This is a genomic window from Microbacterium sp. zg-Y1090 (genome assembly GCF_030246945.1).
In the GTDB taxonomy this organism is placed as follows: Bacteria; Actinomycetota; Actinomycetes; order Actinomycetales; family Microbacteriaceae; genus Microbacterium; species Microbacterium wangruii.
The window spans coordinates 313,047-334,619 of the sequence record NZ_CP126742.1 but is presented as its reverse complement, the minus strand read 5'-3'; the positions used below and the strand labels follow the sequence as shown (position 1 = coordinate 334,619).

General features: G+C 70.1%; 23 protein-coding genes. 11 read left to right on the top strand and 12 right to left on the bottom strand.

The window, feature by feature from the left end; genetic code table 11:
* Nucleotides 1-2: 2 nt before the first annotated feature.
* On the bottom strand, nt 3-614 hold the full coding sequence (locus QNO26_RS01510) for a TetR/AcrR family transcriptional regulator (protein WP_257533104.1): 612 nt from the start codon (nt 612-614) through the stop codon (nt 3-5).
* 116 nt (nt 615-730) lie between these two features.
* Here QNO26_RS01510 and QNO26_RS01505 point away from each other — a divergent pair, with 116 nt between their 5' ends.
* Nucleotides 731-2,347, top strand: coding sequence for an AMP-binding protein (locus QNO26_RS01505; RefSeq protein WP_257638710.1), 1,617 nt, complete (start codon nt 731-733; stop codon nt 2,345-2,347).
* Between the two features lie 68 nt (nt 2,348-2,415).
* On the opposite strand, the gene QNO26_RS01500 is transcribed toward QNO26_RS01505, so the two are convergent.
* Nucleotides 2,416-3,636, bottom strand: a complete 1,221-nt coding sequence (locus QNO26_RS01500; RefSeq protein ID WP_257533100.1) for an acetyl-CoA C-acetyltransferase — start codon at nt 3,634-3,636, stop codon at nt 2,416-2,418.
* Nucleotides 3,633-4,499, bottom strand: a complete 867-nt coding sequence (locus tag QNO26_RS01495; RefSeq protein WP_257533098.1) for an SDR family oxidoreductase — start codon at nt 4,497-4,499, stop codon at nt 3,633-3,635. The genes QNO26_RS01500 and QNO26_RS01495 overlap by 4 nt, the downstream gene beginning before the upstream one ends.
* 25 nt (nt 4,500-4,524) lie before the next feature.
* Between QNO26_RS01495 and QNO26_RS01490 the strand changes: the two genes are divergently transcribed.
* Nucleotides 4,525-5,352 (top strand): SDR family NAD(P)-dependent oxidoreductase, encoded by an 828-nt coding sequence (locus QNO26_RS01490; RefSeq protein WP_257638711.1) that lies wholly within the window; start codon nt 4,525-4,527, stop codon nt 5,350-5,352.
* Here QNO26_RS01490 and QNO26_RS01485 read toward each other — a convergent pair.
* The 5 genes from QNO26_RS01485 to QNO26_RS01465 form a co-directional block, all read right to left on the bottom strand.
* Nucleotides 5,343-5,795: a nuclear transport factor 2 family protein gene (locus QNO26_RS01485; RefSeq protein ID WP_257638712.1), complete on the bottom strand. Its 453-nt coding sequence runs from the start codon at nt 5,793-5,795 to the stop codon at nt 5,343-5,345. The two genes, QNO26_RS01490 and QNO26_RS01485, sit on opposite strands and share 10 nt — an antisense overlap.
* Nucleotides 5,796-5,862: 67 nt before the next feature.
* Nucleotides 5,863-6,585 (bottom strand): ABC transporter ATP-binding protein, encoded by a 723-nt coding sequence (locus QNO26_RS01480; protein WP_257533091.1) that lies wholly within the window; start codon nt 6,583-6,585, stop codon nt 5,863-5,865.
* Entirely contained in the window at nt 6,578-8,395 is a 1,818-nt protein-coding gene (locus QNO26_RS01475) for a branched-chain amino acid ABC transporter ATP-binding protein/permease (RefSeq protein ID WP_257638713.1), read from the bottom strand. Before QNO26_RS01475 ends, QNO26_RS01480 begins: the two co-directional genes overlap by 8 nt.
* A gap of 2 nt (nt 8,396-8,397) precedes the next feature.
* On the bottom strand, nt 8,398-9,255 hold the full coding sequence (locus tag QNO26_RS01470; protein WP_257533087.1) for a branched-chain amino acid ABC transporter permease: 858 nt from the start codon (nt 9,253-9,255) through the stop codon (nt 8,398-8,400).
* A gap of 103 nt (nt 9,256-9,358) precedes the next feature.
* Nucleotides 9,359-10,570, bottom strand: coding sequence for an ABC transporter substrate-binding protein (locus tag QNO26_RS01465; RefSeq protein ID WP_257533085.1), 1,212 nt, complete (start codon nt 10,568-10,570; stop codon nt 9,359-9,361).
* Between the two features lie 135 nt (nt 10,571-10,705).
* Here QNO26_RS01465 and QNO26_RS01460 point away from each other — a divergent pair, with 135 nt between their 5' ends.
* Nucleotides 10,706-11,476, top strand: coding sequence for an SDR family NAD(P)-dependent oxidoreductase (locus QNO26_RS01460; RefSeq protein WP_257533083.1), 771 nt, complete (start codon nt 10,706-10,708; stop codon nt 11,474-11,476).
* A gap of 15 nt (nt 11,477-11,491) precedes the next feature.
* On the opposite strand, the gene QNO26_RS01455 is transcribed toward QNO26_RS01460, so the two are convergent.
* Complete coding sequence (locus QNO26_RS01455) at nt 11,492-12,034, bottom strand: PadR family transcriptional regulator (RefSeq protein ID WP_257533081.1); 543 nt, start codon at nt 12,032-12,034, stop codon at nt 11,492-11,494.
* Nucleotides 12,035-12,152: 118 nt separating this feature from the next.
* On the opposite strand from QNO26_RS01455, the gene QNO26_RS01450 reads away from it, so the two are divergent.
* From QNO26_RS01450 to QNO26_RS01425, 6 genes are all read left to right on the top strand, one after another.
* Nucleotides 12,153-13,085 (top strand): alpha/beta hydrolase, encoded by a 933-nt coding sequence (locus tag QNO26_RS01450; protein WP_257533078.1) that lies wholly within the window; start codon nt 12,153-12,155, stop codon nt 13,083-13,085.
* Nucleotides 13,082-14,683: a flavin-containing monooxygenase gene (locus QNO26_RS01445; RefSeq protein WP_257638714.1), complete on the top strand. Its 1,602-nt coding sequence runs from the start codon at nt 13,082-13,084 to the stop codon at nt 14,681-14,683. The genes QNO26_RS01450 and QNO26_RS01445 overlap by 4 nt, the downstream gene beginning before the upstream one ends.
* A gap of 70 nt (nt 14,684-14,753) precedes the next feature.
* Entirely contained in the window at nt 14,754-15,500 is a 747-nt protein-coding gene (locus tag QNO26_RS01440; RefSeq protein ID WP_257533075.1) for an SDR family NAD(P)-dependent oxidoreductase, read from the top strand.
* Nucleotides 15,497-15,931: an acyl-CoA thioesterase gene (locus QNO26_RS01435; protein WP_257533073.1), complete on the top strand. Its 435-nt coding sequence runs from the start codon at nt 15,497-15,499 to the stop codon at nt 15,929-15,931. The genes QNO26_RS01440 and QNO26_RS01435 overlap by 4 nt, the downstream gene beginning before the upstream one ends.
* Nucleotides 15,928-16,362, top strand: a complete 435-nt coding sequence (locus tag QNO26_RS01430) for a nuclear transport factor 2 family protein (RefSeq protein ID WP_257533071.1) — start codon at nt 15,928-15,930, stop codon at nt 16,360-16,362. The genes QNO26_RS01435 and QNO26_RS01430 overlap by 4 nt, the downstream gene beginning before the upstream one ends.
* Before the next feature lie 9 nt (nt 16,363-16,371).
* Nucleotides 16,372-17,781 (top strand): MFS transporter, encoded by a 1,410-nt coding sequence (locus QNO26_RS01425; RefSeq protein WP_257638715.1) that lies wholly within the window; start codon nt 16,372-16,374, stop codon nt 17,779-17,781.
* A gap of 19 nt (nt 17,782-17,800) precedes the next feature.
* Here the strand turns inward: QNO26_RS01425 and QNO26_RS01420 are convergent, their stop codons facing one another.
* Nucleotides 17,801-18,517 (bottom strand): SDR family NAD(P)-dependent oxidoreductase, encoded by a 717-nt coding sequence (locus QNO26_RS01420; RefSeq protein WP_257533067.1) that lies wholly within the window; start codon nt 18,515-18,517, stop codon nt 17,801-17,803.
* Nucleotides 18,518-18,587: 70 nt separating this feature from the next.
* On the opposite strand from QNO26_RS01420, the gene QNO26_RS01415 reads away from it, so the two are divergent.
* Nucleotides 18,588-19,772, top strand: coding sequence for an NADH:flavin oxidoreductase/NADH oxidase (locus QNO26_RS01415; RefSeq protein ID WP_257533065.1), 1,185 nt, complete (start codon nt 18,588-18,590; stop codon nt 19,770-19,772).
* A 21-nt stretch (nt 19,773-19,793) separates the two neighbouring features.
* On the opposite strand, the gene QNO26_RS01410 is transcribed toward QNO26_RS01415, so the two are convergent.
* Nucleotides 19,794-20,264 carry a nuclear transport factor 2 family protein gene (locus tag QNO26_RS01410; protein WP_257638716.1) on the bottom strand — a complete coding sequence of 157 codons (471 nt, stop codon included), beginning with the start codon at nt 20,262-20,264 and terminating at the stop codon, nt 19,794-19,796.
* Nucleotides 20,249-21,001 (bottom strand): hypothetical protein, encoded by a 753-nt coding sequence (locus QNO26_RS01405; RefSeq protein ID WP_257533061.1) that lies wholly within the window; start codon nt 20,999-21,001, stop codon nt 20,249-20,251. The genes QNO26_RS01410 and QNO26_RS01405 overlap by 16 nt, the downstream gene beginning before the upstream one ends.
* 84 nt (nt 21,002-21,085) lie before the next feature.
* Between QNO26_RS01405 and QNO26_RS01400 the strand changes: the two genes are divergently transcribed.
* Nucleotides 21,086-21,559, top strand: coding sequence for a nuclear transport factor 2 family protein (locus QNO26_RS01400; RefSeq protein ID WP_257533060.1), 474 nt, complete (start codon nt 21,086-21,088; stop codon nt 21,557-21,559).
* Nucleotides 21,560-21,573: the final 14 nt, after the last annotated feature.

Genomic DNA, 21,573 nt, shown 5'->3' with positions numbered 1-21,573 from the left:
TGTCAGCCGGCGAGGAGTCCGTCGTGAAGAAGTCCCAGGTAGTTCTCACTGAGGCTGGCCGCCGTGTGCCCTCGGCCGGGGCGGAACCAGCCGACGGTGGACCACACCGCGTCGCGGATGAACCGGTAGGTGATGCCCGCATCCAGGGACGCGCGGAAATCTCCGGCGCGCTGCCCCTCTTTGATCTGGTCCAGCCAGATCGTCTCGATGCGGGCGCTGTACTCCTGCAGGAACTCGAAACCCGGCTCCTTCACGAGGAACGACAGCTCGTTCTGGTACAGCCCGACGGCATCCGGCTGCCGCTCGATGGTGACGAAGGCGTGCTCGATCAGCTTGTCGAGCACCTCCCGCGGGGTCCCCGCCTCGGCGACGATCTGCTCGAAGCGCTCGACGAGGCTGGTCATGAAGCCACGGAGGATCTCCTGGAGGATCGCCTCCTTCGACGAGAAGTGGTGGTACAGACTCCCCGAGAGGATCCCCGCCTCGTCAGCGATGTCGCGGACCGTCGTGGCGGAGTACCCGCGCTGCGCAATCAGCCGGGCGGCGATCGAGAGGATCTGCTCCCGCCGTTCGGACGTCTGCTCCTGGCGGCCCGCACGTGCTTTCGGTGGCATGGTGCTCCTTCGGTGGAGTTCTATTATGACAAGCGTTTGCTCAAAAATGCTGCACACCGGCGTGCATCGGCCTGTCGCCGCGCCGGGGTGTTCGCACGATACTCGAAGGGACGTGCATGAGCACCACAATCTCCGAAGCCACCACCATCCCGGCTCTCCTCGCGGAGATGGCCGAGCTGGGAGACCATCCCGCGATCGTGGACGGCACGACCACCGTGACCTACCGCGACCTCGAGACGCGCGTGCGCGAGGTCGCTGCGGCATACCTCTCCCAGGGGGTCGTCCGCGGTGATCGCGTCGCGGTATGGGCACCGAACCGTGCGGAGTTCATCCTCGCCATGCTCGGCGCGCAGCTCATCGGCGCGTCGGTCGTGCCGCTGAACACTCGCTACACCGGCAACGAGGCCGCCGTCATCCTGAGCCGCTCACGCGCCGTCGCCCTGGTGATGGCCGAGGGCTTCCTGGGCCGCTCCTACGCGTCGGCACTGCGCGACGCGGCATCCAGCCTCGGCGCCGCAGGCGCCGTCTATCCCGGCCTCGAGCACCTGCGCGTGGCCGTCACACTCCCGGGAGCGGACTGCGCCGAGGCCGGCCACCTGTGCTGGGAGGAGTTCCTCGCAGCGGGGACCGCGCTGAGCGCCGCCGGGCTGCAGGACGCCATCGATCAGGTCACCCCCGATGACGTCATGGACATCCTCTTCACGTCCGGCACCACGGGCATCCCCAAGGGGGTCATGAGCGCGCACCGGCAGACGCTCAGCGTCGCGCGCGCCTGGGCCCTGGGGGCGGAGCTCTCCGCCGACGACCGCTACGCCATCGTCAACCCGTTCTTCCACGGCTTCGGCTACAAAGCCGGGGTGATCACGGCGCTGATGGCGGGGACGACGATCTACCCCGTTGCGGTGTTCCAGCCCGATCAGCTGCTCGAGCTCATCCAGTCCGCGGGGATCACCGTGCTGCCCGGAGTCCCCACGATCTTCACGTCGCTGCTGGACCACCCGCGCCTGTCCGAGTATGACCTGTCGTCGCTGCGGTTCGCCATCGCGGGAGCCACCGCTGCGCCCGCCACGCTGTTCCACGACATGGTCGGCATCCTCGGCTTCCGCACGGTCGCGCAGGCGTACGGGCTGACCGAATGCGTCGTGGCGACCCTGTCGCGCCCGGGCGAAACCCTGGAGCATGCCGCTCAGACGACCGGGCCCGCCGTCCACGGCGTCGAGATCCGCGTCGTGGACGAGGACGGGCGAGACGTCGAGGTGGGGACGGACGGCGAGATCCTGCTGCGCGGCGACAACGTGATGCTCGGCTACTTCGAGGACGAGGAGTCGACCAATGCCGCCATCGACCCGCAGGGCTGGTTCCGCACCGGCGACGTCGGCCGCTTCGACGAGCACGGATGCCTGAAGATCACGGACCGACTCAAGGACATGTTCATCGTCGGCGGCTTCAACGTCTATCCGGCAGAGGTGGAGAACGTGCTGCGCAAGCATCCCGCCGTCAACGAGTCGGCCGTCGTCGGGATCGATGACGACCGCATGGGCACGGTGGGTCGCGCGTACGTGCTGCTGCTGCACACCGCGGAGGACAAGCCGGACGCCGTCGAGCTGGACGCGTTCTGCCGCGCGCACCTGGCCAACTTCAAGGTGCCGCGGGAGTTCGTCTTCGTCGAGGACTTCCCCCGCAATGCGACGGGCAAGATCCTGAAGTCCGACCTGCGCCAGGTCGCACACTGAGCCACGACGCCGGAATCGACGAAGCGGCCCGCCCTCGATGAGGCGGGCCGCTTCGTCGTGCGCGGGCGTCAGCTGAGTCGCTCGAGCACGAGCGCCATCCCCTGCCCGCCGGCGACGCACATCGTCTCGACGGCGAACTGCTCGTCACGCTCCTGCAGTGCGTGGATCGCGGTGGTCGCGATCCGTGCGCCGGTCATGCCGTACGGGTGCCCCAGGGCGATGGCACCCCCGTTGACGTTGACCTTCTCGGGATCGATGCCGATGTCGTCGATCGCCGGCAGGACCTGAGCGGCGAACGCCTCGTTGATCTCGAGGATGTCGATGTCGGAGATGCTCATGCGCGCGTGCGCCAGCGCCCGCTGCACGGCATCCACGGGACCCAGCCCCATGATCTCGGGCGACAGCGCGGAGACGCCGGTGGCGACGATCCGCGCGAGAGGGGTCAGGCCCAGCTCGGCGGCGCGCACGTCGCTCATGATCACGAGCGCCGCCGCACCATCGTTGAGCGCGCAGCAGTTGGCGGCGGTCACGGTGCCCGTCGGGCGGAACACCGGCTGCATCCCGCTGATCTTCTCCAGCGTCACGCCGGCGCGCGGACCGTCATCGGCGCCGACCCACGAGCCGTCCGGCAGCTGCACCGGGGTGATGTCGCGCTGCCAGAATCCGCGCTCCGCCGCCGCCTCGGCCCGGTTCTGGCTGAGCACGGCCCACTCGTCCTGGGCGCGACGGGACACACCGCGCAGCGATGCCACGTTCTCCGCGGTGTCGCCCATGGCGATGTAGATGTCGGTCTGCTCGCCCCGCCCCCGAGGGTCGGACCAGACGAAGTCGGGATCCTCACCCTGCACCCGCGTGCGATCCGCGGCGTCGAGGTAGCCGGGGTGCTTGGTGTCGGGCATCCCGTCCGACTTGCCGAACGCGAACTGCGACACGGTCTCCACGCCCGCCGAGATGAAGACGTCGCCTTCGCCCGCCTTGATCGCGTGGAACGCCATGCGGGTGGTCTGCAGCGACGAGGAGCAGTACCGGTTCACCGTCGTTCCGGGCACCGTGTCGAGCCCGAGCTGCAGCGCCACCATGCGGCCGATGTTGTAACCCTGTCGCCCCGCGGGCTGCGCGCAGCCCATCATCAGGTCCTCGACCGTGGCCGGGTCCAGCCCCGGGGCGCCGTCCAGCGCGGCCCGGACGATCTGGGCCGCCAGGTCGTCGGCGCGCATGTCCTTCAGACTGCCTTTGTAGGCCCGCCCGATAGGCGATCGCGCGGCGGAGACGATTACGGCTTCGGTCATGACGGAGCTCCTCGGGAGGTGTCGGTTCGATCGGCCCGCATCACCATGTCGGCGTGCGGGGTGTGGCTGAGGAAGGCAGGCCATTCGCCGCCGCCGTCGACGGCGAGCACCGCTCCGGTGACGTGGGCGGCCAGCGGGGAGGCGAGCATGACGCAGACGCGCCCGACCTCCTCGGGCGTCGCGAGCTGTCCGCGCGGGATCGTGCGGGCGATCTGCGCGTACTGCTCGGGGCTGCCGTAATGGTCGACGGCGCCCTCCGTCGCGACGAGCCCGCAGCTGATGGCGTTGACGCGCACGTCGGGGGCCCACTCCACGGCGAGGCTCGCGCTCAGGCTCTCCAGCGCCGCCTTCGCGGCGCCGTACACGGCGGTGCCGGGGCTCGGGCGCCGGGCGCTGATGGAGGTGATGTTGACGACCGACCCCTGCGCGGCCCGGAGGGCGTCGTAGGCGGCGCGGGACGTGAAGGCGGCGGAGAGGAAGTTGAGCTCTGTGATGGCGGTGAGATACCGCGGCGAGCCGGCCTCGAAGCGGCCGAACGGCGACCCGCCGACGTTGTTGACCAGCACGTCGAGGCGGCCGTGGCGCTCGAGGATGTCCTGTATCCAGCCGTCGACCCGGTCCGGATCGCGCACGTCGACCGAGCGGAAGACGGCCGTGCGCCCGCCGACGGTGGGCAGCTGCTCGGGCTGCGAGCGCCCGCACAGCTCGACGTCTGCGCCGGCTTCGAGGAACGCCGCGGCGATGCCCCGTCCCACCCCGCGCCCGCCGCCCGTGATCGCGATGACCATTCCCGAGAAGTCGATGACCAGACTCACGTCGTCTCCTGTGTCCTGACGCATCTGCGCGTCATGCTCGTCCAGCATACCAACCAAATGCTAGGTTGCTGATATGGATGCCGCCGACGTCTCCCCCGCCCGCACCGTCGTCGTCACCGGAGGAGCACTCGGCATCGGCGGAGCCATCACCCGGCGATTCGCCCGTGACGGCGACCGCGTGATCCTCGTCGACATCGACGAGGCGGCTGCCCGGACGGCACACGAGGAGATCCGCACGGCGGGCGGCGACTGCACGGTCGTCGTCGGCGACATCACCCGGGACGAGACCGTCGACGCGCTGCGGGCGGCGGTGGAGGCCGGTCACGGCCGGGTGGACGTGCTGGTCAACAACGTGGGCGACTTCCGGCCGGCCAAGTCGTTCTTCGCCAAGAGCTCGGCCTCCCAATGGGATCGGCTGCACGAGCTCAACCTCCGCCACGTGTTCACCGTCACCCACGCGCTGCTGCCCTGGATGCTCGCCCGGGGCAACGGCGTCATCGTCAACGTGTCGACGGTAGAGGCCTTCCGCGGCATCCCCGGACACGCCGTCTACTCCGCGTACAACGCCGGTGTGTCGGCGTTCACCAAGAGCCTGGCCGTCGAGCTCGGACCGTCCGGCATCCGGGTCAACGCCATCGCCCCGGACCTGGCCGACACCAAGCAGACCCCGGCGGCGCTCATGCTCGCCGGCCGGGACCCCGCGCTGCTGCGGTCGTGGCTGCCGGCCGGCCGCTTCGGCATCCCCGAGGACTTCTCCGGCGTCGTCGCCTTCCTGGCCTCACCGGACGCCGCATTCATCACCGGGCACACGATCCCCGTGGACGGCGGCACGCTCGCGGCATCCGGGTGGTACGGAAAGGCCGGCGGCCGCGGCTGGACGAACCTGCCCGATCAGGCCTGAGCGGCCCCGGGATAGCCCGGCACGGTGCGCTGATCCCGGCTGTACGCGGTGGTGATCCGACGGGCGATGCGCCACCGGCCGCCCACGCGGGCATAGTCCACGTCGTAGACGCCGACCATGATCAGTCGCGGCGCTCCGGGCTGAAGCGCCCAGACCCCGTGGAACTCGAGATGGATGCGCGCGGTCGCCCGGTCGCCGTCGAGCGTGATCTGCGGCAGGTGCATCATGTGGATGCCGTCGAAGGGCGCCGAACTGCAGAAGTCCCGCAGGGCCGAGGTGCCCTGCACGAACGTCACCGGCGGCGCATCGCCCTCCGCCCACGACTGGTAGATGCCGTCCGCGGTGAACAGCGCACTCCAGGCGGCGCCGTCCCTCTCATCGAAGGACCGCGCGTAGGCGCCCTCCAGCTCGTGGATCGCCAGTCGGTCCTCGAGCAGTCGCACCCGGCCTTCGAGGTCGCACCCGACGGCCCCCCCGCACCCGGCCGCGTCGGGACCGCGGCCGGGTGCTTCAGGCAGCCGCACCGAAGTACGCCCGCTGGATGTCGTCCACGGAGATCGTCGAGGCCCGGCCGGAGAGCACCGTCCTGCCCATCTCGATGACCGACACCTCGTCGGCGATCGCCACCGAGTCCTGCACAGCCTGCTCCACCAGGAGGATGCCGATGCCGGTGTCGCGCAGCTCATGCACCCGCTCCATGACCTCCTTCACGACGACCGGCGCCAGCCCTTGGCTGGGCTCGTCCAGGATGAGCAGCCGCGGCTTCGCCATGAGGGCCTGGCCGATGGCGAGCATCTGCTGCTGACCTCCGGACATGCTCCCCGCCGTCAGCGAGCGCTTGGCCGCGAGAATGGGGAAGAGCTGGTAGATCTCCTCGACAGCCGACGCGAGCTCCCGCTTGCTCTTCTTGCGCGAGAATCCGCCGAGCAGCAGGTTCTGCTCGATCGTCAGCTCGCGGAAGACCCGCTTGCCCTCCTGCACATACGAGATGCCGAGGCTGACCCGGCGATGGGCGGGCGCGGTCAGCGGCCCTCCAGCGAAGGAGATCGTGCCGCCCGACACCCGGTTCAGACCGGTGATCGCGCGCAGCGTCGTGGTCTTGCCCGCACCGTTGCGCCCGAGCAGCACCGTGATCTGGCCGGGTCGCACCGTGAGCGAGACGTCTCGCACGACCTTCAGGTCGCCGTAGCCGGTCTGCAGGCCGGATACCTCCAGCAGGATCTCGTCACTCATCGCCGCCTCCTGTGTGCGCGTTGTGGTCCGCCGTCACGCCGAGGTACTCCTCCATGACGCGGGTGTTGCGTTCGATCTCGGCCGGCGTCCCGTGCGCCATCACGGCGCCCTGGGCCAGCACGTAGATCTCGTCGGCCATGCGCAGCACCAGCTGGAAGTTGTGCTCGACCAGGATGACGGTCATGCCGGCGTCGCGCAGCCGGAGGATGAGGCTCTCGAGCACGTCGAGCTCGTCCTCATCCAGGCCCGAGGCCACCTCGTCCAGCAGCAGCACCTTCGGCGCGGCCACCAGGCTTCGGGCCACCTCGAGCAGCCGGCGGTTGCCCAGCGGCAGCGAGTCGGCCATCTGGTCGCGCTGATCGGTCAGCCCTACCAGGGCGAGCGCCCGCTCGGCCTCGGCACGGTCCACCCGGTGGGTGCGCCAGAACGAGGGCAGCCGCAGAATCGAGGCGAGGATGCTCGCCCGCGTTCCGGCGTATCGCCCGGCTTCGACGGCTTCGAGCACGGTGAGCTTCTCCGGCACGTTGGGCGTCTGGAACGTGCGGGACACGCCCGCACGCGCCACCTTGTAGGCGGGCAGCCCCTGCACGGCCTCGCCGTCGATGGAGATCGTCCCGGAATCGGCCCGGTAGAAACCCGAGATCATGTTCAACAGCGTCGTCTTGCCTGATCCGTTCGGGCCGATGATCGCCGTGACGGCGCCCGGCTTGGCCTCGACCGAGACCTCGGACAGCGCCTGGTTGCCGCCGAACGCCTTCGACACCTGATCGGTGCGCAGCAGCGCGCCGTCGAGCTTGCCGATCTCGGCGGGCACAGGTTGCGGCCGCACCGTGCCGACCTTGACGTGCGCGGCCGCGTCGGCGCGCCGCACGAGCGCCCGCATCAGTCCGGACAGTCCGCCGGTGAAGGCCACACCGCCCAGCAGCAGGAAGGCGCCGGCGATGATCAGCCCGAACTGCTGGAAGTTCGTCGACTGGTTCATGCCGAACTGCAGCACTGCCGCACCGACGATCGCACCGTAGATGCTGGCGGACCCCCCGAAGATCGACGCCGCGAGGATCGTCATCGCGAAGGAGAACGCGAAGGCCTCGGGCGAGATGAACAGGTCGAGGTTGGCGAAGAGCACACCGGCGAGGCCGGCGGGCAGAGCCCCGATCGCGTAGGCGGTGAGCTTCGCCCGGAACACCGAGATCCCCATGGAGGATGCCAGCACGGGGCTCTGTTTCAGCACACGGAGGGCCGACCCGTGGCGCGAGACGATGAGGTTGCGCACCATCGCGAAGATCAGGATGGTGATCACCACGAGGATGACGTAGTAGGTGTCGCCACTGATCGGCTCCCCGAACATCGTCGGCGGCTGGATGCCGGCGAGTCCGTTGCGTCCGCCGGTCTGCGCCTTGAAGATCGACAGCACGTCAGGGAGCAGGATGATGAGGAAGAACGAGGTCATCGCGAGCGACCAGCTGCCCAGGCGCAGGCCAGGGATGCCCGAGATCAGCCCGACGACCAGCGCGACCGCCGCTCCCGCGAGCAGCTGCACCCACAGTTCCGTGACGCCGGCCTTGCTGACCATGCCAGCCGTGTAGGCGCCCGCCGCGTACATCGCGACCTGGCCCATCGCCAGTTCGCCCGCGTAGCCGAGCGACAGGTTCAGTCCCACCACGATGAGCGCGAGGATGAGCGTCAGTTCGATCTGCCGGGTGATGGCATAGCTCATGCCGAGCAGCGGGACCACGAGCAGGACCGCACCGGCCGCGAGCGGCCAGAGCCAACCGGGTACCGCGCGCAGCTTCAGCCAGAGAGCAGCCATGGTCACACCGTCCTTTCCATGCGGCGGGTGAAGAGCCCGCCGGGCTTGACCATGAGGATGAGGATGAGGATCGCGAAGATCGTGAGGTTCGCGAAGTCGGCGCCGATGTAGCGGCTGGACAAGGCCTCGGCGAGGCCCACGATCAGCCCGCCCGCGAGCACGCCCCACAGCGACCCGAAGCCGCCGATGGCGAGGACGACGAAGCCCTTGAGCGCGAGCGAGGCACCGAGGGTCGCGACGGCGAAGGTCTTGGGCCCGACGAACACGCCGAGCATGCCGGCCAGGACACCGGTGAAGATGAAGGCGACCATGGCGAAGGTGCGCACGTTCACGCCCCGCAGCCGCGCGGCCTCACGATCCTCGCTCATGCCCAACAGCGCGATCCCGGTCATGCTCCGCTTGGCGTACTGCGTCAACGCGACCACGATCAGGATCACCAGAACGATCAGCACGATCTCGACGGGGTACACGCGACCACCGAAGACCTCGAGCACCTGGTCGCCCATGAAGAAGGGGACGCGGCGGGGCTCGCCACCCCAGATGACCTGGGCGACGCCCTCCATGATCAGCGAGGCGCCGAGAGTGGTCACCAGCAGGTTGTGCGGATCCTTGACCGGGCGGATCGCGACGCGCTCCTCGAGGGCCGCGATCCCCCCGACGATCACCCCGGCCGCGAGGCCCACGATCCACCAGGGAAGGCCCATGACGGCGATGCCCATGTAGGCGAGGAAGGCGCCGAGCATCATCAAGGCGGCCTGCGCGAAGTTGAAGGTCTTCTGAGACAAGAAGACGATGTTGTAGCCGATCGCCACCAGCGCGTAGACGGCGCCGAGAGCCAGACCGGACCAGATGATGGTCATGGGCGTCGGGTTCCTTCCCTCAAGTGTGGTGAGCGCAGCCCGTCGAGGGGCACGGGGGCGAAGCCTCCGCGACCCTCGACGGCTGCGGCCATCGGGATGCCGGTTACGGCTGGTACTGGCCGTTGACGAGCTTGCCCGGCGGGATGAACTTGAAGTCCGAGGGAGCCACGTGCGGGCTGTGCTCGTCGGCGGTGAACGCGTAGTTGCCCAGGATCGCCGTCTGGGTCTCCGCCTGCACCTCAGGGTCGACCAGGGCCTTCACGATCTCGTCCGGGTCCAGCGATCCCGCCGCCTCGGCCGCGGCCTTGATCAGCAGCATGGAGTCGTAGTTGTAGGCGAGAATCAGCGACGACTTGATGTCGCCGGCGGCGAGCATGCGCTCGACGGCCTCGTTGACCGTCGTGTCATTCGGGTCGAACTGGGTGCTCGTGTAGACCTGCATCGTCAGGTTGGCCACCTGGGGCGTGCCCAGCACGCCCGCCGGCGGCTCCGTGGCGATCAGACCGGTCGCCGCGACAGAGGAGTTGCCGATCACCGGAACGTCCCAGCCGAGCTTGTCCAGACCCTGCAGCACGTAGCCCAGCGGTGCACCGTAGGCGTCGAGGACGAGGGCGTCGGGGTCAGACTGACGCAGCGCCTCGAGCTGAGCGGTCATGTCCAGAGCCGCGTTGTCGAAGCCCTCCATGTCGGTGACGGTGAAGCCTTCTTCGGTGAAGATCTTCTCGGCCATGGCTCCGAAGGACTCGCCGTAGGCGCTGGAGCCGTGCAGGATCGCGATGTCCTCGTAGCCCTTGTCATCGAGCTCGGTGACGAAGGAGTGGATGTAGTCGGGCACCGACGCGGAGAGGTTGAAGCTGTACGGGTACACCGTGGGGTCGCCGGAGGTCTCGGTCGGGCCGATGTTGAACGACACCACCTTGTTCTGCGTCAGGATCGGCAGCATGGCCTCGGTGATCGTCGACGGACCCGAGTTCATGACGAAGTGCGGCTTCTCGTCACTCGCGAAGAGCTCGCGCAGCTTCGTCACGGCCACGGTGGGATCTGCGGTGTCGTCGATGACCTCGATGACCACCTCCCGGTCGAGGATGCCGCCCATCTCGTTGACGGCATCCACCGATGCCAGCGCCGCGGTGACCGCGGTGGTGGCGTTGTCGGCCAGGATGCCCTCGGCTCCGATGCCGCCGAGCACCACGACGCGCACAGGGCCGTCGTCGGTGGTCTCTGCGGCGGGGGATGCGTCCCCGGCGCATCCGGCGAGGACCAGGGTGGATACAGCGACGCCCGCGGCGACTGCTGCGATTCTGCTGAGACGCATGAGAGTGTCCTTCTCGTCATTGAGTACGGGTAGCGACCAAACGCTTGCTTAGTAAAGCACAGGGCCCTCGGCGCGTTCAATACATTACCGAACAATTGCTTGGTGGGTTCTCCGCATCGCTGTTAGATTCCGGTCATGCCCACGACTTCACCAGCGCAGCCCACCGCCCCCGAGGGTGTCGCCGTCGTCACCGGCGGCACCGGCGGGATCGGATCCGCGATCGCCCGACGGCTCGTCGCCGACGGCATCCGCGTCGCCGTGACCTACCGTCGCAGCACGCCGGAAGCGCTGATCGCCGAGCTGGGCGACCTGGCCACAGCCCACCCGCTCGACGTGCGCGACGAGCGCGCGACGACCTCCCTCGCCACAGAGCTGGCGCAGCGGCACGGCCGAGTGCATACCGTTGTGCACGCCGCTGGGCCGCACGTGCCGATGGTGCATCTGTCGAAGGTGTCCGTCGAGCAGTTCGCACAGCAGGTCGACGACGATCTGGTGGGCTTCTTCGCCGTCGCCCGGGCATTCCTCCCCGCGCTCCGCGAGGCCTCCGGCTCGCTCACCGTCGTCACCAGCGCCGCCACCCGCCGCTACCCCGTGCGCGACGGCCTGTCGGCCGCGCCCAAGGGCGGGGTCGAAGCGCTCGCACGCGGCCTCGCCGCCGAGGAGGGCCGATTCGGCGTGCGGGTCAACAGCGTCGGCCCGGGCATGCTCTGGGACGGCATGTCCGCCCGCCTCATGGCCTCCGGAGATCTCGACGAGCGCGCCCTGGACGCCGCGATGTCGCACATCCCGCTGCGCCGCTTCGGCACGGCGGACGACATCGCCGAGGCGGTGGCCTTCCTGGCGTCGCCGCGCGCAGGGTTCATCACCGGCCAGAAGCTCGACGTCGACGGCGGCTACGGAGTCTGAAACCTCGGCGGCGACTCAGCCCACGCCGCGCAGCCGCTCGATGAGCCAGTCGATGCGGGCCGCCTCGTCGAGGTAGAACCGCTCCGACCACTCCAGGGCGATCTGCGAGTAGGCCCAGGAGGGCTCGCGCTGCGCCCCGTGCGCGTGATCCCCAGCCGCCTGCGCCGTGCGCAGGACTGATTCGCGGTATTCGAGGAGTTCCGCACGCAGGGCGTCGAGGCTGCCGTTGTGCGCGGCCCACAGCCGCAGCACATGCGAGTGCTTCAGGACCACCGGGTCGGCCGGGACCTCTTGCATCCATGCCGCCATGTTCGCCCTGCCGAGGTCGGTGATCTCGTAGATGCGCCGACTCTTGGCCGCATGCGTCTGCTCGATGCGCGACCCGGCCAGCCCCAGCGACTCCAGACGGCGCAGCTCTGTGTAGATCTGGCTCTGCGAGGGGGCCCAGTAGAAGAAGGCCAGACTCTGGTCGGCCCACCGCTTGATGTCGTACCCCGAGAGCGGGGCGTCGAACGACAGGATTCCCAGCACCGCCCATGAGGTCGCGGGCAGATTCATCGGCGCTCGCGGCGCACTCGCGTCCCGCTCCACTTGACCCCCTCGGCATCGCGTGCCATATTCCTGACTTGAGTATGACTGTTAGTCATACCTTTGTCACCGATCAAGGGAGATCGTATTGGACGCGACCCAGCGCATGCTCGCCCTGCTGAACGAGGGCTTCCCCGACATCACGGCGCTCGAGCCGCACCGTGCGCGCGAGGTGGTGGACGCGCGGGTCCGCCCCGCCGACAATCTCGACGACGTCGAATCGACCGCCGACGCCGAGGTGGATGCCGGAGGGCACCGTGTTCCGGTGCGGGTCTACCGCCCGCGCGCTCCGCGGCCGGGCGCGCCGGTGACGGTGTACGCGCACGGCGGGGGCTTCCTGCACGGCTCCATCGCGAGCCACGACGGGTTCTGCCGGAGATGGGCCAAGGGCACCGGCTCCGTCGTCGTCTCCGTCGGCTACCGCCTGTCGCCGGAGCACCGCCCGCCGGCGGCGCGCGACGACATCGTGGCCGCGGTCGACTGGTCGCGCCGCACCGGCTTGGCGGGCGATGGAGTGATCCTCGCCGGTGACAGCTCCGGCGCCACCCTCGCGGCCCTCGCCACCAGGGCGCTGCGCGATCGCGGCGACTCGCCTGTCGTGGGGCAGGTGCTGCTGTACCCCTTCCTCGATCCCACCATGAGCTCGGCGAGTCATGTCACGCGCGGGCAGGGCTACTTCGTCACCTCGGCGCTCCTGTCCTACTACTGGCGCAGCTACCTCGGCCCCGATGCCGACCCGGCCGCCCCGGGTCCCGCCGCCACCCCGTGGGGCTGCACCGACGCGGCAGGGCAGCCATCCTCGATCGTGGTCACCGCCGGGCTCGATCCGCTCTGCGACGAGGGGACCGCCTATGCGGCGCAGCTGCGCCTGGCCGGCAATCACGTGCTGGAGCGCCGCTACCCCGACCAGTTCCACGGCTTCCTCACCATCGCAGGCCACCCTCCTGCAGCGAGCGCTCTCGACGTGCTGTGGGCCGACATCCGCACCCTCCCGACACCGACGGCAAAGGACCACCGATGACCACCACCGAGCACGACCTCATCGTCGTGGGAGCCGGCTTCGCCGGCATGTACACGACGATCCACGCCGCGCGGCGCGGCCTCGACATCCTCGGCATCGAAGCAGGCGACGATGTGGGCGGGACCTGGTACTGGAACCGCTACCCGGGTGCGCGCTGCGACGTGGAGAGCATCGACTATTCCTACTCGTTCGACGACGAGCTGCAGCGCGAATGGCGGTGGCGCGAGCGGTATGCGACCCAGCCCGAGATCCTCGAGTACCTCTCCCACGTCGCCGACCGCTTCGACGTCCGGCGTCACTACCGCTTCGGCGAGCGCGTCGCCGGCGCCACGTGGGACGAGGCGGCCCACCGATGGACCGTGCGCACGCAGAACGGACTGACCGCGTCCGCGCGGTGGCTTGTGATGGCCGCCGGCGGACTGTCCCAGCCCCAGCTGCCGGACATCCCGGGTCGCGACTCGTTCACCGGCGAGGTGCTGCAGACCTCGGCCTGGCCCCACCGGCAGGTCGACTTCACCGGCAAGCGCGTGGCCGTGATCGGCACCGGGTCATCCGGGGTCCAGGCGATCCCGCTCATCGCCGCCACAGCCGCCGAGGTGGTCGTCTACCAGCGCAGCGCGAACTACAGCATTCCGGCGTTCAACCACCCGATCGACGACGACGAATGGGATCGGCAGCAGCAGAACCTCCGCCGCCGGCGCGAGCTGTCGTGGAACGGGAGCGCCGGCTCGCCGTGGACGAGCCATCCCGTCCCCTTCGACGAGGCCACCCTCGCCGAGCGCGAGGCCGTCTTCGAGGAGAGCTGGCGGCGCGGTGGCGTGCTGTTCGCCAAAGCCTTCCAGGGACTGACGGTCGAGCCGAGGATCAACGACGCGGCGCGCGAGTTCTTCGAGCGCAAGCTCGCCGAGCGCGTTCCCGACCCGCACGTGCGCGCCGCCCTCACCCCGACGGACCATCCTCTGGGCACCAAGCGGATCTGCACCGACAGCTCCTACTACGAGACGTTCACGCTCCCCCACGTGCGCCTGGTGAACCTGCGCGAGGATCCCCTCGTCGCGGTGGATCCGACAGGCATCCGCACCGCGACGGGGCTGCGGGAGCACGATGCCATCGTCTACGCCACGGGCTTCGACGCGATGACCGGAGCCCTGACGGCGATGGACATCCGCGGCAGGGACGACCGCTCCCTCCGGGACGAATGGCAGGGATTCCCCGTCACCTACCTCGGCATCGGCCTGCCCGGCTTCCCCAACCTGCTCGTCCTCAACGGCCCCGGCAGTCCGAGCGTGCTGTCGAACATGGCCTTGACCTCGGAGCAGCAGGGCGAGTACGCGCTGCGCCTCATCGACCACTGCCGGGCCGAAGGGCTGACTTCGGCCGAGGCACGCGCCGACGCGGCGACCGCGTGGACCGAGCATTCGCTGGAACTGGCGGACCGCACCCTCTTCGGCTCGGCACCTTCGTGGTACACCGGGTCGAACATCGAGGGCAAGGCCCGGGGCTTCCTGCCGTACATCGGTGGATTCCGCGCCTATATCGACCGCGCGGACCAGGTCGCCGCCGAGGGGTACCGCGGATTCATCCTCAGCACCCGGTGAGCGTGATGGCGGCGCGGGCGGTTGATCGCTACTGTGATCAGCAAGCAAGTGCTTGGTCAAAGGAGACGAGATGACTGCGATCGATCTGGGCTTCCCCTCCGACGGGGCGATCCTCATCACCGGCGCGGGGAGCGGCATCGGCCGCGCCACCGCCCTGCGCGCGGCGCAGATGGGGCTGGCCACCAGCCTGTGGGACCTGAGCGCGGAAGGACTGGAGCAGACGGCCACGCTGATCCGCGATGCCGGCGGCGCGCGGGTGCACACCTGGGTCGGCGACGTGTCCGATCGCGCGGTGGTCGAGGCCGGCGTCGCCGCCGCCGTCAACGCCGTCGGCCCCGTGCGCTACCTGCACAACAACGCGGGCCCCGCATCCCGCTCCGCCCTCCCCTTCGACGACGCACTGCGGATCAGCGTGGGCAGCGTGCGACTGATGACCGAGGCGTGGGCCGGCACCGACCCTGGTCCGGGCGCCGCCATGGTGGTCACGGCATCCGTCGCAGGCAACCTCGTGGGCACGGACAGCGACTGGTACTCCGCGTCGAAGGCCGCCCTGACCGGCTACGTCCGGCATCTCGCCGCACACCGGGGCGGGCAGTTCCGCAGCAACGCCGTGGCGCCCGGGATGACGGACACCCCTCGGCTGGCGGACTTCGCCGCGAGCGAGATGGGCCATCGTGTGCTCGAGCGCATTCCGCTGCGGCGCATGGCGGCAGCAGACGACATCGCCTACGCGACGCTGTTCCTGCTGTCGCCGATCGCCGGATACATCAACGGCGTGCTCCTGCCGGTGGACGGCGGCTGGACGGTGACGCAGTGACGGATGCCGTCGGGCGTGTGCTCCACGAGCACGTGGTGCGCCTGAGCTACGCCGACACGGATCCCGCCGGCATCCTGTACTACGCCGCCTGGTTCCCCAAGATGGAGGCTCTGCAGTCCGAATTCCTGTATCTGCAGGGCCTGCGGCAGGACACCCTCGTCAATCGCTTCGGATGGTGGACGGTGTCACGCGCGACCCAATGCGAGTACCTCGCCGCGGCGCGGCTGTTCGATCAGGTGCGGATCGAGCTGCGGATGGGCAGGATCGGCTCGAGCTCGTTCCGGTTCGCGTTCCGCATGGTGCGCGTCGACGACGGGGTGCTGGTCGCCCGTGCCGAGAACACCGTCGTGACCGTCTCACCGGAACAGACGCCCGTGCCGATCCCCCGGGATCTGCGCGCTCATCTGACCTCCTGGGCGGCCGTCGCATGACCACCACGCCGGATGCGCTCGCGGATCACCAGGCCATCCTCACCCTGCTCGCGCGCATCGCGCAGTCGGCCGACACCGGCGAGCCGGAGGACTACGTGGAGCACTTCACCGAGGACGCCGTGTGGGATCTGACCGACGCCACGGGACTGCCCCTGCGCACGCAGACCCTGCGGGGCAGGCACGCTCTGCTTGCCGGAGTGCGCGAGCGCCGCGCGGCCGGCGTGCAGGGGCCGGGAAGCGCCACGCGACACGACGTCTCGACCGTCGTCGTGGATCTCGACGGCGACCGGGCGAGGTCGCGCAGCTACTTCCGGTACTACCTCGCCACCGACGCGCAGCCGCAGTTGGCGGCGATGGGAACCTACGACGACGAGTTCGTGCGCACGGAGGCCGGGTGGCGCCTGCATCGCCGGGTCATCGGGCGCGGCTGAGCGGGGCCGGTGTCTTACACGTCGGCGGCAGACCGCGGCGAGCGCCGCATCGTCGGCGTGCTCGCGGCGTGCGGCATGCTCAGCTCGCTGCAGTTCACCCTCGTGGTGCCGATCCTGCCGGAAGCTTCCCGGCTGCTCGGTGTCAGCGCGGGTGACGCTGCCTGGCTCGTGACGATCACGCTGCTGGTGGGCACCGTGGGCACGCCGGTGCTGTCTCGGCTCGCCGACATGTACGGCAGGCGGCGGATGCTGCTGGTGGCGATGACGCTGCTGGTGGCCGGATCGGTGCTGGCCGCTGCCGTCCCGACCTTCACCGCGATCCTCGTCGGCCGAGCGCTGCAGGGTTTCGCCGTCGCGGTGGTGCCCATCGGCATCAGCCTGCTGTCGGCGCTGGTGAAGCGCCGTCGCGCCGAGATGGGCATGGCGCTCATCAGCGGCACGCTCGGCGTGGGGTCCGCCGTGGGGCTCGCCCTGGCCGGATCGCTCGTGACCTGGGGCGGGCTGCCGGCGATCTTCTGGCTGTCGGCGGCGGCCGGGTCGGTGTTCACCGCACTCGTGGTGCTGTTCGTGCGGGAAGCGCCCGCGCGCGACCCCGGCAGGTTCGACCTGATCGGCGCCGTGCTGCTGTCGCTGGGGCTCGTCGCTCTGATGCTCGTGCTGTCGCGAGCCGCGGCGTGGGGCCCGGCGACCGGGACGACCATCGGCACGCTCGCGGTCGCCGCGTCGGCGTTGACCGGGTGGCTGCTGTGGGAGCGGCGCCACCCCTCTCCCGTCATCGACGTCCGCACATCGCTGCGCTCCCCGGTGCTGCAGATCAACGTGGCCTCGTTCGTCGCGACCTTCGGCATGTATGCCAACCATCTGCTGACCGCGCAGGAGGCGCTCGCCCCGACCTCGACCGGGTACGGCCTGGGCCTGCCGCTGACCACGGCCGGGTTCCTGCTCGCCGCTTCGGCGGTCTCGATGATCCTCCTCTCCCCCGTCGCAGGCCGGATGCTGAGCCGGTTCGGCGGCCGCATCACCCTCGCGGTGGGCGCCGCGGTGATGACGGCGGCGTTCGTGTTCCGTCTGCTCTTCCACGGCAGCGTGCCGCTCGTCGCAGTCGGCGCAGCCCTCGTCGGATCGGGTGTCGCGCTCGCGTTCGCCGCCATGCCCGCGCTGATCATGGCATCGGTGCCGGCGCACCAGACGGCCGGCGCGAACGGCGTGAACTCCCTCGCACGGTCACTGTCGGGCGCTGTCGCCGGAGCGGCCTTCGCCCTCGTCATCATGGCGGCGCCGGCCGGCCCCGAGAGCGCCTACCTCTCGGCGTCCGCACTGAGCTGGTGCTTCGCCGCGGTCGCGGTGTGCGCCGCGGTCACGTGCCTGCTCGCGCTCGGCCTCGCCAAGACCGGCATCACGCGCCCGCCATCTGCCTGACCGGCGGGCGCCGCCGCACCTATTTGCCGACAGCGGTCCATCCGCCGTCGACGGCGAGGCACTGCCCGGTGACGAACGTCGCATCCTCGAGCAGGTGGACGATCGCCCCGGCCATCTCGTCCGGCTGCGCCAGCCGCCCGAGCGGCGTGCGTCGCTCGACCGTCGAGATGTCGTAGCCGCCGGCGATGAGGTCCTCGACCATCGGAGTGAGGGTGTGCCCAGGCGCCACCGCATTGACCCGCACCCGCAGCGGCGCCCACTCGACGGCGAGGTTCTCGGCGAGCTGGCGGACGGCCGCCTTCGCCGTGCCGTAATCGATCTGGTTCGCCCAGCCGCGATACGCGGTGGTGGAGGACAGCAGCACGATGGACCCCGGCGCGCCGTGCAGTCGCCTGACGACCTCCCGGCATACCGCGACGGTGCCGACGACGTGCACGTCGTACAGCCGCCGCATGGCCGCCAGGTCCATCTCGAGCGCCGGCACGAAGGCACCCCGGATGCCATGGCACGCCACCACGCCGGTCACGGTTCCCCCGCGCTCGATCGCCGCCTGCACGGCTGCGCTCACCGCGGTCTCGTCCGTGACGTCCACGGACGCCGCGAAGGCGCCCGGGTGGGCGTCGGCGCTCAGGTCGAACACGGTCACCCGGTGCCCCCTGCGGAGCAGCTCCGCGACGACGGCGGCACCGATGCCGCTGGCGCCGCCCGTGACGATCGTGTGCGGTCGTGCGTTCATGCGTCCTCCTCGACGGCGGGCGGAGGTCGAAGGCTCGACCGTTGCCCCAAACAAGCGTTAGGTTAGCAGGGTGACCACCGCCGACGCCGGATCCGCACTGTTCGAGCCTCTTCGCCTGCGCGGCGTGACCTTGCCCAACCGCATCGGCGTCTCGCCGATGTGCATGTACTCCTCGCGCGACGGCTTCGCCACCGACTTCCATCTGGTGCACCTCGGACGCTTCGCCCTGGGCGGAGCGGGCCTGGTCATCATGGAGGCGACGGCCGTCTCACCGCGCGGCCGCATCTCGCCGCGGGACGCGGGCATCTGGAAGGACGCCCACATGCCCCGCCTGGCGCAGGTGGCGCGGTTCCTCACCGACAGCGGCGCGGTCGCCGGCATCCAACTGGCGCACGCCGGGCGTCGCGCCGCGGTGCGCGAGCCCTGGCGGGCAGGCGCCCCGCTCGATGAGCAGGATGCCGCAGCGGGGTTCCCCCCGTGGCAGACCGAGGCGCCCAGCACCCTCGCCCCGGGCGCCGGCTGGCCCGAGCCAAACGCGATGAACGACACCGACATCCGGCGCTCGATTCGGGAATGGCGGGATGCCGCGCGCCGCGCGGTCGCCGCAGGCTTCCGGTTCATCGAGCTGCACGGGGCACACGGCTACCTGCTTCATTCGTTCCTGTCCCCACTGTCGAACCGGCGGACCGACGAATGGGGAGGCAGCGCTGCCGCGCGGCAACGCTATCCCCTCGCCGTGGTCGACGCCGTGCGCGAGGCCATCGGCCCCGACAACGCCCTGTCGTACCGGGTGTCCGCTGTGGACGGCATCGACGGAGGACTGGGCATCGAGGACACCATCGAGTTCGCGCGGGCGCTCGCAGCACACGGAGTCGACATCGTCGACACCTCCTCCGGCGGCATCTCCACGGATCGAACCGCCGACACGCGGGTGCGCCGGGGCTTCGCCTTCCATGCCGACTTCTCGCGCGCGGTCAGGCACGGCGCCGGGGTGGCCGCCGCCACGGTGGGCTTCGTGGTCGACCCGCGGCAGGCCGAGCTGCTGGTGGACAGCGGCGATGCCGACCTCGTGCTCCTCGGGCGGGAGATGCTGGACGATCCCAACTGGGCGCACCACGCGCGGCGCACGGTAGCACCCGGCCATGAGGCGGCGCACTGGGACATCCGGTTCGGCAGCGCCCTCACTCCGCGCCAGGGCACACTGGCCAGACTCGCGGCATCCGGAGAGACGCCGCTGACCCGCTTCGGCCACTGAACCCCACCGGTCGACGAGCGCCTATGGCGCGAGCAGTGCCCGCGCCTCATCGGACCCGGTCAGCAGGCGATTGCTCCGATTGCACGCCCGCCAGCCGCCGGGCGTCCTCACGAACAGCCACCGGTTGGCACTCCCCCGAACCGGCGTCCAGGCGCCCCCGATGCTCTCCAGCACGATCGAGTGGTGCACGACGGTCGCCCGGTCGCCATCGAGATCGATGCGGGGCGGCGAAAGGACATGCGCGCATCCCGCCGCCATGAGCCGACGATGCGTGGGGTGGTCCACGACATCGGCGATCTCCGGCCCTGTCAGCACCGCGTCATCGAACGCGTACTCGCCGTCGACCGTCCACAGCGCCGCCACGGCGTCTCCCGAACCGGCGTCGACGGCGGGTCCGTAGCGGGCGATCAGATCGGCGATCTCGAGGCGGTCCTCGATCCTTCGCAGACGCCCGTCGAGGTCGCTGGGCGCGCCGCTCACCAGTCCTGCCACGGGATGATCGTCTTCACCGGCCCGGACAGCAGCACCCGCCCCACAGGGCTCTGGCGCTCATCGTCGATGCGGTGGATGTGGGCCGCCATCTCCGCCGGATCCTCCTCGAGGTAGACGACGCGGATCCGGATGCTCCCGGAGGCCTCTTGCGCGGTGGGGTCGAAGGGAAGGCTCGAGTGGCGCTGCGGGTGGGAGTACGAGAACGTCCACGCCCCGGCCACGCCGTCGAGGGCGAGGATCGCCGGGACGGTCTCACGATCTTCCACCCGGTGCGCCTCGTGGGTCCCGGTCGCGTGCGGCTCGTCGAATCGGGTGACAGTCACATGCAGCCCCCGGTTCGGTCGGTAGGGGAGGATCTCCGGGGCGACGAGGGCGCGAGGCGCGGCGTAGCCCTTCACGGGCCTGAAGAACGCCAGCATCGGTCGGCTCACCCCGGGGATGAGAGGGCCGCGCCCCCATTGGAACGAGGCCTCGCCCAGCGCATCCCACTCCGCGACCGACTGCTCGACGGGTGGGCGGAACCAGTACATGGCGACGTAGCTGACGTCCTCGAACTCGCCACTGCTCCGGGTGAGGGGCACGTAGTCGCTGGGCCTGGCCCAGCGGTCGCCCCACGCGACGCCGGGGAGCGCGAGGTTCTCGGGCCGATGGTCGAGCTGGTGCCATCGGTTGTAGGCCCCGCTCTGCTCGGCGTCAGCGAGGGAGACGAAGGAGAAGAAGGCCAACTCAGCGAACATATCGCCATACAAACGCTTGGTTGGTTAATATGCAAGCGCGGCACGGTCATCGACGACGCAGGCCGCCGTCGCAAAGGAGACGCCATGCACATGCACGCCGGTGACCGCAGCGATCTCGCGGACCTCGTCGCCCGCTACGCCCTCGCGGTGGACGAACGGCGCTGGGACGCCGTGGCCGGTCTGTTCGCGCACGACGGCGTGCTGTCGCTGCCCGACCCGCCCGTTCAGCTCGACCCGGTGATCCACCACCACGGCCGCGTCGAGATCGCCGCGGCACTTCAGACGCTGACCGCCGTCCCCGTCACCGTGCACGCCATCGTCGGTGCGGTGTTCGACGCGGCCGACGACCCCGATGCGGCGGTCGGCACGATCACCTGCGTCGCACACCACATCACCGGCGACCAGGGCGCGGCCAGGGACCTGACCTGGTACGTGCGGTACCGCGACATGTACGCCCGCGTCGATGGCCGCTGGCTGCTGCGCCGCCGCGCGCTGCATCTGGACGCCATCACGACCGGCAAGGTCGCCGCGCGGCGCGCAGCCGTGACCGACCGCTGACGGACGGCCCCCGC

Coding starts and splice junctions, on each gene's coding strand:
- QNO26_RS01460 (WP_257533083.1), top strand. CDS start 10,706: ATGCCCACGACTTCACCAGCGCAGCCCACCGCCCCCGAGGGTGTCGCC.
- QNO26_RS01420 (WP_257533067.1), bottom strand. CDS start 18,517: ATGAACGCACGACCGCACACGATCGTCACGGGCGGCGCCAGCGGCATC.
- QNO26_RS01505 (WP_257638710.1), top strand. CDS start 731: ATGAGCACCACAATCTCCGAAGCCACCACCATCCCGGCTCTCCTCGCG.
- QNO26_RS01510 (WP_257533104.1), bottom strand. CDS start 614: ATGCCACCGAAAGCACGTGCGGGCCGCCAGGAGCAGACGTCCGAACGG.
- QNO26_RS01400 (WP_257533060.1), top strand. CDS start 21,086: ATGCACATGCACGCCGGTGACCGCAGCGATCTCGCGGACCTCGTCGCC.
- QNO26_RS01405 (WP_257533061.1), bottom strand. CDS start 21,001: ATGTTCGCTGAGTTGGCCTTCTTCTCCTTCGTCTCCCTCGCTGACGCC.
- QNO26_RS01430 (WP_257533071.1), top strand. CDS start 15,928: ATGACCACCACGCCGGATGCGCTCGCGGATCACCAGGCCATCCTCACC.
- QNO26_RS01470 (WP_257533087.1), bottom strand. CDS start 9,255: ATGACCATCATCTGGTCCGGTCTGGCTCTCGGCGCCGTCTACGCGCTG.
- QNO26_RS01465 (WP_257533085.1), bottom strand. CDS start 10,570: ATGCGTCTCAGCAGAATCGCAGCAGTCGCCGCGGGCGTCGCTGTATCC.
- QNO26_RS01475 (WP_257638713.1), bottom strand. CDS start 8,395: ATGGCTGCTCTCTGGCTGAAGCTGCGCGCGGTACCCGGTTGGCTCTGG.
- QNO26_RS01490 (WP_257638711.1), top strand. CDS start 4,525: ATGGATGCCGCCGACGTCTCCCCCGCCCGCACCGTCGTCGTCACCGGA.
- QNO26_RS01445 (WP_257638714.1), top strand. CDS start 13,082: ATGACCACCACCGAGCACGACCTCATCGTCGTGGGAGCCGGCTTCGCC.
- QNO26_RS01480 (WP_257533091.1), bottom strand. CDS start 6,585: ATGAGTGACGAGATCCTGCTGGAGGTATCCGGCCTGCAGACCGGCTAC.
- QNO26_RS01455 (WP_257533081.1), bottom strand. CDS start 12,034: ATGAATCTGCCCGCGACCTCATGGGCGGTGCTGGGAATCCTGTCGTTC.
- QNO26_RS01500 (WP_257533100.1), bottom strand. CDS start 3,636: ATGACCGAAGCCGTAATCGTCTCCGCCGCGCGATCGCCTATCGGGCGG.
- QNO26_RS01440 (WP_257533075.1), top strand. CDS start 14,754: ATGACTGCGATCGATCTGGGCTTCCCCTCCGACGGGGCGATCCTCATC.
- QNO26_RS01495 (WP_257533098.1), bottom strand. CDS start 4,499: ATGCTGGACGAGCATGACGCGCAGATGCGTCAGGACACAGGAGACGAC.